This is a genomic window from Paenibacillus sp. 2TAB26, assembly GCF_052115145.1.
GTDB lineage: Bacteria > Bacillota > Bacilli > Paenibacillales > Paenibacillaceae > Pristimantibacillus.
In genome coordinates this window covers 186,264-200,411 of the sequence record NZ_JBFRGC010000004.1, presented here as the reverse complement: position 1 = coordinate 200,411, position 14,148 = coordinate 186,264, and the positions used below count along the sequence as shown (strand labels likewise).

Annotated in this window: 18 protein-coding genes and 1 other annotated feature; of the genes, 9 read left to right on the top strand and 9 right to left on the bottom strand. The window is 44.1% G+C overall.

Translation table 11 applies throughout. The features are described from left to right. Position 1: 1 nt before the first annotated feature. Entirely contained in the window at positions 2-1,165 is a 1,164-nt protein-coding gene (locus AB4Z50_RS05410; RefSeq protein ID WP_441876605.1) for a transglutaminase domain-containing protein, read from the bottom strand. After that, the gene (locus AB4Z50_RS05405; protein ID WP_339204484.1) at positions 1,165-1,614 is read right to left on the bottom strand and encodes a hypothetical protein; all 450 of its coding nucleotides are present in this window, start codon (positions 1,612-1,614) and stop codon (positions 1,165-1,167) included. The genes AB4Z50_RS05410 and AB4Z50_RS05405 overlap by 1 nt, the downstream gene beginning before the upstream one ends. Positions 1,615-1,776: 162 nt before the next feature. Here AB4Z50_RS05405 and AB4Z50_RS05400 point away from each other — a divergent pair, with 162 nt between their 5' ends. Beyond that, a complete protein-coding gene (locus AB4Z50_RS05400) occupies positions 1,777-2,940 on the top strand; it encodes an MFS transporter (protein ID WP_441876602.1) in 1,164 nt (387 codons plus the stop codon). A 184-nt stretch (positions 2,941-3,124) separates the two neighbouring features. Here the strand turns inward: AB4Z50_RS05400 and AB4Z50_RS05395 are convergent, their stop codons facing one another. Further along, on the bottom strand, positions 3,125-3,301 hold the full coding sequence (locus tag AB4Z50_RS05395) for a hypothetical protein (protein WP_441876599.1): 177 nt from the start codon (positions 3,299-3,301) through the stop codon (positions 3,125-3,127). A gap of 45 nt (positions 3,302-3,346) precedes the next feature. Between AB4Z50_RS05395 and AB4Z50_RS05390 the strand changes: the two genes are divergently transcribed. Further along, a complete protein-coding gene (locus AB4Z50_RS05390; RefSeq protein ID WP_430059985.1) occupies positions 3,347-3,718 on the top strand; it encodes a toprim domain-containing protein in 372 nt (123 codons plus the stop codon). Here AB4Z50_RS05390 and AB4Z50_RS05385 read toward each other — a convergent pair. Together AB4Z50_RS05385 and cyoE are read right to left on the bottom strand one after the other, a co-directional pair. Further along, positions 3,715-4,320 carry an SCO family protein gene (locus AB4Z50_RS05385; protein WP_441876596.1) on the bottom strand — a complete coding sequence of 202 codons (606 nt, stop codon included), beginning with the start codon at positions 4,318-4,320 and terminating at the stop codon, positions 3,715-3,717. The genes AB4Z50_RS05390 and AB4Z50_RS05385 overlap by 4 nt on opposite strands. 24 nt (positions 4,321-4,344) lie before the next feature. Next, positions 4,345-5,202, bottom strand: a complete 858-nt coding sequence (gene cyoE / locus AB4Z50_RS05380) for a heme o synthase (protein ID WP_339204488.1) — start codon at positions 5,200-5,202, stop codon at positions 4,345-4,347. 261 nt (positions 5,203-5,463) lie between these two features. Between cyoE and AB4Z50_RS05375 the strand changes: the two genes are divergently transcribed. Together AB4Z50_RS05375 and gerQ are read left to right on the top strand one after the other, a co-directional pair. After that, a complete protein-coding gene (locus AB4Z50_RS05375; protein WP_076267501.1) occupies positions 5,464-5,886 on the top strand; it encodes a cell wall hydrolase in 423 nt (140 codons plus the stop codon). A gap of 36 nt (positions 5,887-5,922) precedes the next feature. Beyond that, positions 5,923-6,486: a spore coat protein GerQ gene (gene gerQ / locus AB4Z50_RS05370; protein WP_430059983.1), complete on the top strand. Its 564-nt coding sequence runs from the start codon at positions 5,923-5,925 to the stop codon at positions 6,484-6,486. Here gerQ and AB4Z50_RS05365 read toward each other — a convergent pair. Continuing rightward, positions 6,476-6,784, bottom strand: a complete 309-nt coding sequence (locus AB4Z50_RS05365; protein ID WP_441876591.1) for a hypothetical protein — start codon at positions 6,782-6,784, stop codon at positions 6,476-6,478. The genes gerQ and AB4Z50_RS05365 overlap by 11 nt on opposite strands. 87 nt (positions 6,785-6,871) lie before the next feature. Between AB4Z50_RS05365 and AB4Z50_RS05360 the strand changes: the two genes are divergently transcribed. Continuing rightward, positions 6,872-7,858 (top strand): metal-dependent hydrolase, encoded by a 987-nt coding sequence (locus AB4Z50_RS05360; RefSeq protein ID WP_441876588.1) that lies wholly within the window; start codon positions 6,872-6,874, stop codon positions 7,856-7,858. 166 nt (positions 7,859-8,024) lie between these two features. On the opposite strand, the gene AB4Z50_RS05355 is transcribed toward AB4Z50_RS05360, so the two are convergent. Beyond that, positions 8,025-8,237, bottom strand: a complete 213-nt coding sequence (locus AB4Z50_RS05355) for an alpha/beta-type small acid-soluble spore protein (RefSeq protein WP_054023438.1) — start codon at positions 8,235-8,237, stop codon at positions 8,025-8,027. 132 nt (positions 8,238-8,369) lie between these two features. On the opposite strand from AB4Z50_RS05355, the gene AB4Z50_RS05350 reads away from it, so the two are divergent. Further along, a complete protein-coding gene (locus tag AB4Z50_RS05350) occupies positions 8,370-8,546 on the top strand; it encodes a DUF5325 family protein (RefSeq protein WP_179089778.1) in 177 nt (58 codons plus the stop codon). Between the two features lie 34 nt (positions 8,547-8,580). On the opposite strand, the gene trpS is transcribed toward AB4Z50_RS05350, so the two are convergent. After that, the gene (gene trpS / locus AB4Z50_RS05345; protein WP_339204492.1) at positions 8,581-9,570 is read right to left on the bottom strand and encodes a tryptophan--tRNA ligase; all 990 of its coding nucleotides are present in this window, start codon (positions 9,568-9,570) and stop codon (positions 8,581-8,583) included. Between the two features lie 61 nt (positions 9,571-9,631). Next, positions 9,632-9,894: a binding site (T-box leader), on the bottom strand. Positions 9,895-10,014: 120 nt separating this feature from the next. Here trpS and AB4Z50_RS05340 point away from each other — a divergent pair. Continuing rightward, positions 10,015-11,052, top strand: a complete 1,038-nt coding sequence (locus AB4Z50_RS05340; RefSeq protein ID WP_441876583.1) for a permease — start codon at positions 10,015-10,017, stop codon at positions 11,050-11,052. Then, positions 11,049-11,879, top strand: a complete 831-nt coding sequence (locus AB4Z50_RS05335; protein WP_441876580.1) for a TIGR03943 family putative permease subunit — start codon at positions 11,049-11,051, stop codon at positions 11,877-11,879. Before AB4Z50_RS05340 ends, AB4Z50_RS05335 begins: the two co-directional genes overlap by 4 nt. Before the next feature lie 53 nt (positions 11,880-11,932). On the opposite strand, the gene AB4Z50_RS05330 is transcribed toward AB4Z50_RS05335, so the two are convergent. Next, positions 11,933-12,337, bottom strand: a complete 405-nt coding sequence (locus AB4Z50_RS05330; protein WP_076267494.1) for an O-methyltransferase — start codon at positions 12,335-12,337, stop codon at positions 11,933-11,935. A 510-nt stretch (positions 12,338-12,847) separates the two neighbouring features. Here AB4Z50_RS05330 and AB4Z50_RS05325 point away from each other — a divergent pair. Next, positions 12,848-14,110 (top strand): methyl-accepting chemotaxis protein, encoded by a 1,263-nt coding sequence (locus AB4Z50_RS05325; protein WP_430060426.1) that lies wholly within the window; start codon positions 12,848-12,850, stop codon positions 14,108-14,110. Positions 14,111-14,148: the final 38 nt, after the last annotated feature.

Genomic DNA, 14,148 nt, shown 5'->3' with positions numbered 1-14,148 from the left:
GCTATGCATCACGTATGTGAGTATCGTCAAATGCCGGCGGATTAAACCAATTCCCGGTATTTGCCCAAGTAGCATCCAGTGGAATCCAGCCATTATCCCCTTCAYTGATTCGCACCTCATTCCAAGCATGTGGACCGAAGCCTCCCTTACCGTTAGCTCCCATTCCAGTTACAACCCGTACCTCTAGACCAACTGACCTAGCCATTACAGCATATAAACGAGCTATATCTATACATACGCCTTTGCGCGTATCAAATGTTTCGGGAGGTGTCTGTTCCTTCCAAATTCCCTGCTCTTCATAATTCCGAGCTTTGTCCCAATCGTAAGCAATTCTTGTTCCAAGAAAGTCATATAGCTTTCTCGCCTTATCCTCATTCGTTTGCGCATCCTTGGTCACATAAAGAGCAGCTTTCTCAATCTCAGCTGGGATGGCGTAATCAATAATCTCATATTTTCGTTGTAAAATTTGTTTGAACTGCGCTTCAACCGCTTGGGCGAGCACGGGTCCTTGCCCTGCTAGAACGTCTCCGGCAACTGGACTCAGCCACGAAGCCGCTTTGGTATAAACCGTCGATTCGGAAATTTTGTCGACATACCAGCCATTTGGCACAAGGGACACATAAACGAATAAAAGAACGACGAATACAAATGAACGACCCGCTCCGTGAGCAGCACCAATTAAAGCCCCTATGGCACGGCTAGCACTTCGCCTGCCTTGCAAGTGAGCCATAGGCTCTTCCTTGCCGCTCCTCAGAACGCCTTCTACTGCTCTTTCCAGCAATGGCTCAATAGAAGCTGCCAATGCCCGCAGCAGTAAATAACTGAGCAGGAACAAGACGCCATAGCGCAGCAATGCAAAATCCCTCAAACTCGTAAGCAGCGTGTACCATGCTTGCTCCACCCCGCTGAGGTCATGAAGAGGAACCTTCACCTTGCTAGTTAACCACTTCGCTACAGCTGGTGACAATGTATTCGTAAGCTGTGCTGCCAGTACCAAACATACGATAACTGCTAAACCTTCCCAAACAAAAAAGAAAAGACGCCTCGCAGATCCCGATGCGCCTCTCCTCATCCCCTGTATAAGAGAGCCAATTAGCAATAGAAGCACAATGATAGCAATTGGCTCCGGCTCTCTAAATAATTGATCCCAGCTTGTCATCGGCATTACCCGTTCTGCTTCGCTTGGTCGATGAAGGTTTGTATCGTATTATCGAGCTCCCACTTGCCAAGCGCCGTTCCGCGGAATGAAATGGCAACCTCATTCGCACCCGGCTCTCCGGTAAGCTCTACATTTTTAGTTTTCACTGTAAAGGTTCCATCCCCGTTGTTCACGAAAGTAGCATCCTTTGCTTCGCCTACCATTGCATTAACGGCTTCCTGTTTCACTGTATCTGCAACCTTAGTGCCAATCTCTTTCAAATCATCCATAGTGTAGCCGCTATATACGACAATACCAAGCACGATTGCCACCACGAGTGCCCATTTAACTACAGTTTTCACGATGCGGATAATAATTAATAGTAAGATAAGCGCAATAACAAGCACAAGCCAATGTTCTTTAAAAAAAGCTGTCCAAGTGTCCCAATCATAGGTCGAAAAATTCAAAAAATCCAATTGCGATCCCCTCCATTATACCTCGTACAAAATCCCATTACAAAATATTATAACCTACGGAATATAGGGCGTAAACGCTCGTTTCCTTTTTATGCAGACATATCCTGTCCCAATTAGACGTACAAGTATATAAGAATGTAATTGGCAAGGAGGGTCAGCTCTGTGAAAACCGCGGTTTGGCTGTACTTATTTTTGTTTATCGCCTTTTTTGATTTGCATGCGCAATACCCCATTTTAACACCTTTTGCCATCTCTTTAGGTGCAGCGCCTTCCTTCATCGGACTCATGATGGGCATGTACTCCATTACGCATTTGCCTGGAAATCTCATTGCAGGCTTTGGCGTTGACCGTTATGGCAGCAGATTGTTTATCGTGTTCAGTCTTATGGCAGCCGGCATTGTTCTCCTGTTTCAATCGCATGTAACTAATCCTTGGCAGCTCCTCACGCTCCGCTCCATCAGCGGTTTTGTGCTTGCATTTCTGTCTCCGGCTTGCTTGTCCCTGCTTGCAAGAATAACGAGCGATCGAACGGAGCAAGGAAAACTTATGGCTGGCAATGGACTAGTTCATACACTAGCATCAGTCGTATCTCCAGCAGCAGGAGCGTATCTCGTTGCAAAAATTGGATTTTCAACCGCTTTTACGCTGCTTGGATGGGTTCTGATCGTAACATCTGTCTGCGCTCTGTTCTTTATTAAAGAAGTTCGCCAGAAGGTAGAGCAAACGCCAGCTGAGGGCAACGACGGCAAAAAGAAAACGAAGCTGCCGCTTGAACCTGCAGTGCCTATTCCTTGGCTCGTCTACCTGCTGCCTGTTGCAATAAGCTGCGCGCAGGGTATCCTATCGTTCGAGCTGCCGCTGCTTGCCAAAACGCAGGAAGCGATGATGACGACCGGCCTTTTATTTTCCGTTATCAGTATCGGCGCAATCGTCACATTAAGCATGCTGTTTCTGAACCGCGTATCCGCGTATCTGCGAACGTTGTGGGGCTCGCTCATTCTTGCCATTATTTACTTTGGCATTGCATCCGATATACCGGCACCTCTAACATTGATGCTGCTCTTTGTCGGTATGGCGAAAGGAGTCATTTTGCCCGCGCTGTCCACCTTATTAATTGAGCTTAGCGGCGGAGCACGTTACGGCCGTACTTTTTCCGTATTATCCATCGCCTTCTCCATCGGTGCGTTTATCGGACCGATGGCGGCAGGACAGCTTCGCAACTATATATCGCCTTACTACATAGCGTTTATTGCATTGATGATAGCAGTTGCTCTGCTTCCGCTGCGAATTTCCCGTTCACTTTCTTCCCGCACCCATTTTTCGTAGGCATAGGTAAATGCACAGGGCTAATTCCCCATCATGTCATATGCTGTATTATGACAGGTGACTAGTTAGAACAGCTAAGCTCAGCTGTTTGCATTCATCCTTCTAACACTACGGAAACGAGGTGACCCCATATATGTCTGCAAATGTAAGTTCAGAAAATCGTGGTTATGGCCACGGCGGTTTCTCAAACCTTGGCATTATCCTTGTACTGTTTATCCTGCTCGTAATCATAGCATGCACTTGCCTCTACTAGTAAAATAATAAACGGTCTGCAAACTGCAGACCGTTTATTCATTTTCAAACGAAAGAACCAATCATTCCCGATCTCGGTAAAATCGATTTTTGGTGGTAAACTATACATATGCTTCATGACCCTGCTCTACATTCACTACGCGAGGTGAGTTCCATGGATATAGCCATTATCGTAGAAGGAAAAAATGACAAGGCAAGACTAAAGCGCGTCCTTCATCAAGATGTACCGATTTTCTGCACCTTCGGCACGCCCGGTTCTGAGCAATTGGACAAGCTTAGAAAACAAATTGGCAAAAGCCAAGCTTATATTTTCACCGACAATGATTCCTCTGGAAAACGGATTCGCTTCTTATTGCGCGACGTATTTCCAGATGCAGAGCATATTTATACCCGCAGAGGTTATTCAGGCGTAGAGCATACGCCAGAGGAATATTTAATTGAGCAATTAGAAAAAGCGGGCCTCGATGCGCATATCCTGTACCCTGCGCAGAGTCCCGCTTCTATTTGGAGCAAAGATGAATTTTAAAGAACCTTGTTTAATTGATTTACGATTTCCTCAGCCGTCAAATCTTCTTTGCTGCCATCAATCCATTTGCGAATTTGACCGTCCTTATCCACAATCGTAATGACATTGGAGTGAGAGAAGGAGCCATCCTCATTTTTAATGACGCCAATGCCAAAATCTCTAGCAATTTGCATCGTGTTTGACTCATCGCCCCGCAGGAARCGCCAGCCATTAAGATCAGCAAAATTCCGCTTTGCAAAATCACGAATGACTTCAGGTGTATCCCGTACTGGATCAAACGTAATCGAGATGAGCTCTGCTTTAGTGCCGAGCTTGCCTTCCTCTTTAAGCTGCTCCTGTACTTGCGACAGCAAGAAGGTAGTAGGCGGACAAACATCTGGACAATTAGCGAAATAGAAATATACAATTCGCGCCTTACCATTTGTTGAAGCGAGTGTTACCTTCTGATCATCCAGATCCGTCAGTTCAAACGCTGGCGCAGCCTTCTCGATTGGAAGAGTCTGCTTCTCCGGCATGCCGTACGTAATAAATAAATAAATTCCCATTGCTGCGCAAAGCGCAAGTACTGCAATTTTGAAGCTATGCTTTTTGAAAAAATCCACGCCAGTCACTCCTTAAGACGATAATTATGATCCCGTCGTATTAAGAATCATAACGATAAATATAACCATTAAATAATTGACCGAGATAAGAAAATTGGTTTTTGCCCATTTGTCAGTATCCTTGGCTTTTGGCCCGCGCAACGTATGGATCAGCCAGATTAAGCCGCCTGCAACGGATATGACCAAGAAGAAAATACCAACGTAACCGTAGGAATAAAACAATATGCCCGTTGGCAAAAGCAATACGATGTAAGGAATCATTTGAAACTTCGTACGTTTGATTCCTTTCACGACAGGCAGCAATGGAAAACCTGCCGCGCGATATTCTTCTACCCTTCTAATGGCAAGCGACCAGAAATGAGCCGGCTGCCATAGGAACATCAGAGCAAACAATATCCAAGCACCCGCATCGATTTCACCTGTTACCGCGCAATAACCGATAACCGGCGGCATCGCGCCAGAGATGCCTCCAACCGATGTACTCCAAGTTGATGTACGCTTGAGCCACATCGTGTAAACCACAATGTAAACACCCCAGCCTAGCAGTCCAAGCCAGCCTGATAAAGGATTAACGAGCAGGAAGAGAACAGCTAGTCCAACAACCCCCAAAATAATACCATAAGCCAGAACAGAGCCTGGCGTCATACGACCGGTAGGAAGCGCGCGATCCTTCGTACGTTCCATTTTCAAATCAAGTTCCCGATCCCAATAATTATTAATCACGGTTGCTGACGCTATCGTCAACGTTGAGCCGATAATCGCCCATATAAGCAATAGAACGTTAATGTCCCATTTGGAAGCAACCATGAAACCACCTATCGCAGCAAATACATTAAGTCGAAGTAGCCGCGGTTTTGTCAATGCAATCCAGTCTTTAAGCACGAAGCTAGCCTCCCAAGTTATGCGACAAGACGCTGATGGCGTCTATCATCCATTGATGAATCGTTTTTAATCATACCGAAAAAAGAACACGATGACAACGTTCGACGGTTTTGTTCATCATTTTGCCACGTAAATTGTGACAAATCATTTAGTAACCAAATGGGCGGGTGCACAATACAATAACTATGTAGTTTGATGCCTATGCCGAACAGCACATCAAACCGTCCTAAAGTCTACGAAAGGAAGTGATCTGTCAATTCCATGGCTGTCATCAAAACCAATTCCGAAGATACGAAGATGCTCGCTAGGCTCATGCGAGCGGAAGCAGAGGGCGAGGGCGAGCTCGGCATGCTTATGGTAGGCAACGTTGGCGTAAACCGTGTACTAGGAAATTGTATCGACTTTAGAAATCTTCGGTCTATCCCAGACATGGTCTATCAAAGTCCTGGCGGTTTCGAAGCAATCACCAAAAGCTACTTTTATCAAAGCGCTCGTGATAAAGATATTCGATTAGCAAAGCGGGTCATTAACGGCGAGCGTCAGCACCCGGCTTCTAATGCATTATGGTTTTTCCGCCCAGCAGGCAGCTGCCCTGATACGTGGTGGGATCAGGCCAACAGCGGAAGGTATAAGAAACATTGCTTCTTCGTTCCAACGCCAGAGGATTGTCCGGCCGTTTATTAAAACTATTTCTAAAGTATGAAAGTGAGGAAATTCTAAATGTCTAATGGTTATGGTTACAAAAATCAAGTAAGCCCCGCAAATACAGGTCCTGTTCAAGGATTCGGCTACGGCGGATATGGTCAATATCAATATCCAATGGGCATGGGGATGCAGCAGCCAATGGGCATGCAGCAGCCAACCACGCTTCCAGCTAACTTTCAAACCCAACAAGCACAAGTCATTCCGCCAAACGTGCCAAGCGGATCGTTTATTACGCCACAAGGCGGCACCATCGTTTCGATGCCTTCCGTTGAAGAATCCTATGTAGAAAACATTTTGCGTCTGAACCGCGGCAAAATGGCAACTTTTTATATGACTTACGAAAACAATCGCGAGTGGAACGCCAAAATTTTTAAAGGAATCATCGAAGCTGCTGGACGTGATCACATCGTTATTAGCGATCCAACGACTGGTATGCGCTACTTACTTTTGACGCTTAATCTTGATTATGTAACATTCGATGAGCCGATTGCTTATGAATATCCATTCCAAGGCGGAGTAGTAAGCTCTTCCACTCCACTTGGCATGGCTACTCTCGGCACAGCAAATTCTAGCCGTTAATCGCTGCTTCGCCCTTTAGATGTGCTGGCTTAAACGTCCAAATGTGCATTTTCGCAGCTCCCCCAACAATAAAGCTCGAAATATGCATCCAAGAGGAACGCTCACTGCAGCGTTCTTTTTTGATTTGCTCTGCTTGCTCGCAGGTAGCTGCGTTCCATACCTCTACAAATAAACCCGGCTGATCTGTTCCTTCATATAATTGCACATCGTGTCCTTCCTGTAGCAGCGAAGCTGTGTAGTCAAGATATTGTGCCCGAAATTCTGGTGAAACTCGATATTCTGCAAAACAAATGTACATTTGCCTTCAGTCTCCTTTAGATTATATTGATAAAGTTGCTCCCTTCCGCCGATACTACATCTAATTATCGATTGGGGAGGACTTGTCATGGACACAGGCACACATCTTATCATGGGCATCGGTTTAGGGGGACTTGCCGCAATTGATCCCGTGGTAGCAGCAAACCCAGCCATTCACACCGCAGTATTGCTTGGCACAGTTATCGGATCGCAAGCGCCCGATTTAGATGGCCTACTTCGTTTAAAAGGCAATGCGATTTATATTCGCAATCATCGCGGCATTTCTCACTCCTTGCCCGCTATCGCCATTTGGACTGCGCTAATTACCGGCCTCCTCCAATTGTTTTACCGCGGCTCGCTGCCTTGGCTGCATATTGGGGGCTGGGTGCTGCTCGCCGTGTGCGTACATGTATTCACCGATTTATTTAATACTTACGGCACTCAAGCGATGCGGCCCTTCACGGACAAATGGATCTCTTGGAACATTATACACATATTTGATCCCATCATTTTCACAACGCATGTCATAGCTATTTTACTTTGGGCTGGCGGATTCGTAAATCCAGCTTCAATATTCCCGCTTATGTACTTGTTTCTTGCCATTTATTTTGTATGGCGAACAGTTACCTCGAGAAGCACGCTGCAACGGATGAAGACGCTGGACACAGAATATCATGAAGGCGATGCTTATATCGTCATTCCAACGATTTCTTTAACGATATGGAATGTAGTCAAGCAAGTTAAAAATGGCGGATTCGCGATTGGAAATTTACGCAATAACAATTTAGTATGGATTGATTATGTGGAATGCTCTGATCACCCGGCAGTCGCCAAATCCAAAAACGATCCCGCCATTCGATCCTTTTTATATTTCACCAGCTTTGCCTGCGCAGACGTGCGAGAGCATACATGGGGCTATGAGGTCAGATGGTCCGACGTACGTTATCGCCATCGCAAGCAATACCCATTCGTTGGCGTTCTGCTTATGAATAAAAAGGATGAGACCATTGGCTCTTATGTCGGCTGGCTTAGCGATGAACGTTTATTGAAAAGATTGCGCATGGATACTTTTTAGTATTGACGTTCGAAAGCCCTTTGCTTCAAAATAAAGGGGGCTTTCTTTTTTTTGTTTTATATTATAGAAGAAAGTCGATCAGCCCTGTGCTAAAATGATGGTTACCATAATAAAAAGCCCAAGGATTACCCTTGGGCTTCATTTCATCACTGTGTATTAGAAGCGATTAACGGGAGCCGCCTGACAATTGTTGTTCAGCAATTTGAACAAGCTTTTTCGTAATATAACCACCTAGGGAGCCTGCATCACGAGTTGAAACATTACCGTAGTAGCCATCTTGAGGAATTTGTACGCCCAGTTCTTGCGCTGCCTCAAGTTTCATTTGTTGTAATGCTGCAGTTGCTTGTGGAACAACAAGTTGATTTCTGCTTCCTGCCATAATGTATTTCTCCTTTCGTCCTCTGCACTTTGATGTGTGTTGCAAGCTTGCAAGCTTATTATGCGCACCATCAAAGAATCTATTCTTAAACCATTAAAATATATTGACGATTTATTAAGGAGAGAAAACAAGATGTCCAAACCGCTTTCTTTGTTCTTTTCCGTACTAGCTATCGTATTTATGAGCGCTATGGCTATCTCCATCAGCTATAATGGCTGGTTTGTATTATTGTTTGGTTTGTTGAGCCTTTTCACTATAGGAGCCGGCTTTATTACAAAAGCTCGCTTGCGCAGAAAAAAACAAGGCTGACGCTATGGCGTCAGCCTTGTAAGTACCTAAAAGATTAGCCGCGAGGCGGCAGAAAACCCATAAGCTCTTTCACGTCTGCAAGTGTACGATCTGCGACCAAGGAAGCCTTTTCTGCGCCTTGCTTCAAGATTTGATGAATCTCGCCTGAACTGCGAATTTCATTATATCTAGCTTGCAGCGGTTCTATAACCGCAACCACCTGCTCCGCAAGATCCTTCTTGAAAGGTCCATAACCTTGACCCTCATAACGTGCCTCGATATCTTCAATGCTCATATTTGCACAATGAGCATAAATACTCATTAGATTGCTAATCTCAGGTTTATTTGCTGGATCGTATTTCACTTCGCGGCCTGAATCTGTTGTCGCTCTGCTAATTTTTTTGCGAATCACATCTGGAGAATCAAGCAGCGCAATGAAGCTTCCTACGTTTGGATTGCTTTTGCTCATTTTTTTGCTGGCATCATCAAGCGACATTACCCGTGCGCCTACTTTCGGAATATAAGGCTCCGGTATCGTAAAGTATTTGCCAAACCTTGTATTGAAGCGATGCGCCAAATCACGAGTAAGCTCCAAATGCTGCTTCTGATCGTCGCCAACAGGAACAAGATCCGCATTATAAACCAATATATCGGCAGCCATCAGCGTCGGATAGACGAATAGCCCCGCCCCAACAGAATCTTTGCCTGCAGATTTATCTTTGAACTGCGTCATTCTTTCCAGCTCGCCCATATTAGCAAGCGTTGTAAACAACCATCCAAGCTCAGCATGCGCGCGAACATGCGATTGTACAAATACATTCGCTTTGAGCGGATCTATGCCTGCAGCAATAAATAATGCGGCTACCGCTTCCGTTTGTTCTCTTAAGGCAGCCGGCTCCTGTGGAACCGAAATCGCATGCAAATCAACAATCATAAAAAAGCATTCTTCTGTATGCTGCAGCTTTACGAAGTTTTGCATGGCGCCAATGTAGTTTCCAAGTGTAAGCTGACCGCTTGGCTGAATACCCGAGAGTACTTTTTTCATAATGCTTCGACCTCTTTCTTGTCAATTTTAGTCTAAAAAAAAACGCAAAAAATCCCCCGCCGCAAGGGACGAGGGACCGTGGTGCCACCCTAATTCGCTTATGGTACGCTTTGTCATACAATCGAAGCGTATTAAAAATCCCATAAGCCTTGTTGCTCCGTAACGGTGAGCGTCCGTACAAACATCTTCGGCTGCTCGTGCAGCCAGTTTCCGTTCATAGGCTCCGGGGCCCATTCAGCATCGTTGTTTGCACCGGTTCGCAGCAACCACCGGCTCTCTGTACGCAATCCAATCGAGCTTACTTATTCCCATCATTGCATTTAAAACGATTATACATCTGTAATCGTTAATGTCAAGCGATACGAAAGTTGTCCTATCCCGCATTGATACCGCATAAGCTATAGTCATAATCGTAATCCTTACATAAAGAAAGGATATTGTACTATGGCAAAATTTCTTTACCGCATCTGCACCCCATTGCTCGGAGTAGGCTGCTTGATCATGCTCGCCCTTATCGTAACCAATCGAGAGCTTCCCACACATCTTTTTAGTATCACTAATTTGCAATCCTTCAAAATATTATTTATAAGCATTATTTTAGAAGCATTTCCATTTATCTTGCTCGGGGTGATCTTTTCTGCACTTCTGCAAGTCTTCGTTTCGGACGAGCTCATTCAAAAATTCATGCCCAAAAACCCGGTATTAGGCGTTCTTTTTGGGGCGCTGCTGGGCATTTTATTCCCATTATGTGAATGCGGAATGATACCGGTTGTCAGGCGGCTTATTCGTAAAGGCATGCCTGCTTATATCGGAATCGTTTATTTATTGGCAGGCCCCATCGTTAATCCAATCGTTTTTACATCAACCTTTGCTGCTTTTCGAACGACGCCAGAAATGGCTTATGCACGAATGATATTGGCCTTTGTCATAGCCGTTATTATCGGCCTGCTCCTTTATAAATTTATGCGAAGCAGTCCGCTCAAATTAGCTCAACCGTTTCATTTAATCAAGCAGGGTCATACACACAGCCACAATCACACTCATAATCATGAGCATGGGACAAGCGGTACTGGATTCCGTGGAAGAGCCGCCTCAACCCTATCGCATGCTTCAAACGAGTTTTTTGAAATGGGCAAATATTTTATTTTTGGAGCAATGTTGACCGCCATTATTCAAACGGTTATTGATCGCAGCACCTTTGAGGCATTTGCTGATCAGCCTTTATTTTCATACCTTTTCATGATGGGCTTTGCTTTTATTTTATCAATCTGCTCCACTTCAGATGCTTTCATTGCTTCATCGTTCAGCGGCATGTTTGATTTTGGACCGCTGCTTGCTTTTCTTGTATTCGGCCCAATGATCGATCTTAAAAATACGTTAATGCTGCTAACGACATTCCGTATTAAATTCGTATTTATTCTCATTGTACTAACCGCGGCGCTAACCTTCATCGGCGCTTGGATAATGGAGGCGCTGCTATGATTCATCATCTTTTGCGTGCCGCAATTCTTACAGGTTTTGCTCTGTTTATTCTCTACTTGGATCGAACGGGTGAACTGGCCCTTTATATCGCTCCAAAAATGGAGGTATACGTAAAACTGTCAGCGTTAGGCCTCTATGCAGCAGCTATTTATCAAGTCTATGCCGCTTTACAGAAACGTATCGGAAATCAAACGCCAAGCTGTGATTGCGAGCACGAGCCATCTCCATCCGTGTTCAAAAACATCATCATTTATGGGTTGTTTATTTTTCCGCTGCTGCTCGGTTTTCTCGTCCCTGCCGGGACGCTTGGGAGCGATATTGCTTCAAAAAAAGGGATCAGCTTATCTGGAATTTCAACAGCTGAAGAGAATGGTGCCGGAGTCGATGCCTTTTATCCTTTCGATGGCTATATGGAAGCACATACAGCATACGCGAAGAAACTGTACAGCCAACCACTTATCCGTGTACCTGATACTCAATTTATTGAGACGTTGAYGACATTTGATCTCTTTCGAGAGAAACTAATCGGTAAAGAAGTTGAAATTTCGGGGTTTATTTACCACGAGGACGAGATGGGCAAGGAGCGATTTGCGGTCAGTAGATTTGCAATGAATTGTTGTTCAGCCGACGCTATGCCTTATGGGCTTATGGTATCTTGGCCAAAAGCGATGGATTACGCCGACGATGGATGGGTGACGGTGACAGGAAGGTTAACGACATCAACTTATATGAATCATGTTGTCATGACTTTAGAAGCCCAGCGGCTTGAACGAATCAAGGTGCCGGAATCGCCTTATGTGTATCCTGATCTTGATTTCGGACAATAAAATGAGGAGCTGACGGATGCCGTCAGCTCTTTTTTTTCTTTACGTAATTTTGTTTATTGTGAATCCCATAAATCATTTCTTTTCGGATAATAGCGAGAATTCCAATTGGCCATATTGTAATTAGATTCAAAAAGTATGCTTGCCGACCAAGAATTAGCGCTTGAACGAACGGAAAAATCATATAAAATTTCGCCATGCGACCAGTCTTTCCTAAACTTAAGCGATTCAATGGCCATTTGTTTAAATGCCTGTACCTGAACAGCTGTCAGTCCTTTATCAACACTCTCGAACTTTCCATTTTTGCATTCGATTGGATGGTGCCTAACCCCAAATTTACCCACCGCATTGTTTCGAATATGTATTAATACTGTACCAGCCGTAGCGTTTGTCAGTTCACTTTCAAGCTGACGAAACACAAATTCAACTTGACGAGCGAGAGCTGCAGATTCCGTTTGCATACTTATTATCCTCCTTTATGATTTATTAGGCACGAGTTTCCACTTAGGTCTCAACGCATATTATATAGTCCATTTCTATCATTATCAATATACTAAACAACATTATTTTTGTTTATTTGATATTATTCGACTCTCATTTAATGATTATATAACTTATTTTTACATAATTAAAGAAAGATCATTTCATTACATCTAAATAAAATGAACCTTGCGAACTAAAATAATATTTTTTATTTAATTTTTCAATTCTAATTTCAAGATGCTTTTCTTTCTTACTTAGGAGTTATGTACCATGCAATCTAAACCATCAATTAATAATAAAAATGATTTCTAATTACCGATAATGGTATCATTTTCTATTTATTGTTACACCGAAAACGTATTTAGTATTTTCCGAAGCGCCGCATGCGGTCATTATTTATCTATTTTTTATGAATCGACAATTATAGACCAATTTCGCAGCTGGTGCTATAATATGGATATTCTATTAAAAGGAGCGCTTACATAATGATCCAATGGTACTATTCGCTTTCCGTGCGCAATAAGCTGCTGATTACTTCTTACCTAAATTTAGCAGTGTTTGCCCTCATTATGCTTGTCATATTATCAGTATCAGGCGGCTCGCTTATCGCTGGAATTATTTTCACAATCATTATGGCAATCGCTACGCTTCCACTCGTTTCCTTCATCGAGAGATCCATCAATAATTCATTTGATGAAATTAAAGGAACTGCGCTTCGTATTTCCAAAGGTGATTTCACTCAAAAAATCGACACAACGTCTTCATCAGCTTTAGGCGAGCTTGGACATTCGTTTAACAGTATGATTGATAAACTTCGCGACATTCTAACGGAAACGACGAACATCATCCGTCATGTGTCCGATACAAGCCACAGCATTTTTGACAAAAATAATAATATTCAAATCGCGATGCAGCAGGTTGCTGCTTCCGCAAACGAGCTTGCTACTGGCGCAAACGAAATTTCCGAGGACGTTTCCGAGATGAGCGAATCCATTACTGAGATCGAAGAGAAAGTTTCCGATTACGCTACCTCAACTAAGGAAATGAACACACGCTCTGAGCAAACGCTTCAGCTCGTAGATAAAGGCATGAAGGCTCTTGATATTCAAGCCGACGGCATGCGCCGCAACGTTGAGGCAACCGAGAAGGTGTCTGCTACAATTGAAGATCTAGCCCGCAAAGCAAGAGGCATTAGTGCAATTACGACGACTATTTCCGATTTGGCTGAGCAAACTAACCTGCTTTCATTGAATGCCTCTATCGAGGCCGCAAGAGCAGGCGAGCACGGACGAGGCTTTGCCGTAGTTGCACAGGAAGTCCGCAAGCTTGCTGAGGAATCCAGCGCTTCAACTAAACAAGTATTCAACCTAGTGAAAAGTATTGACGAGGGTATCAAGCAAACGATCAGCAATATGAAAACAAACGAAGAAGTCGTTAAGCTGCAAACGGAGCATATTAAGGAATCCGAAGTCGTATTTTCAGAAATTGTTCAAAGTGTTCAATTTATTACGGATAAAATTTATGTTTTCTCCCAAGAAAGCGACGCTATGCTTGAGAGTGCCCGCAAAATTTCCGGAGCCATCCAAAATATATCCGCGATTACGCAGCAATCGGCTGCTGGCACGGAGCAAGTATCCGCTTCGATGAATGAGCAGATCGCATCTGTACAAGCGGTGGTAGAAGAAACGGAACGTATGCGTACAATGGCGGCTCAGCTGCTCAGAACCATTAATGTTTTCAAAATGAAATAATCAAGTTTTTGATTGCTTATCGCGCAACAAAAAAAGAC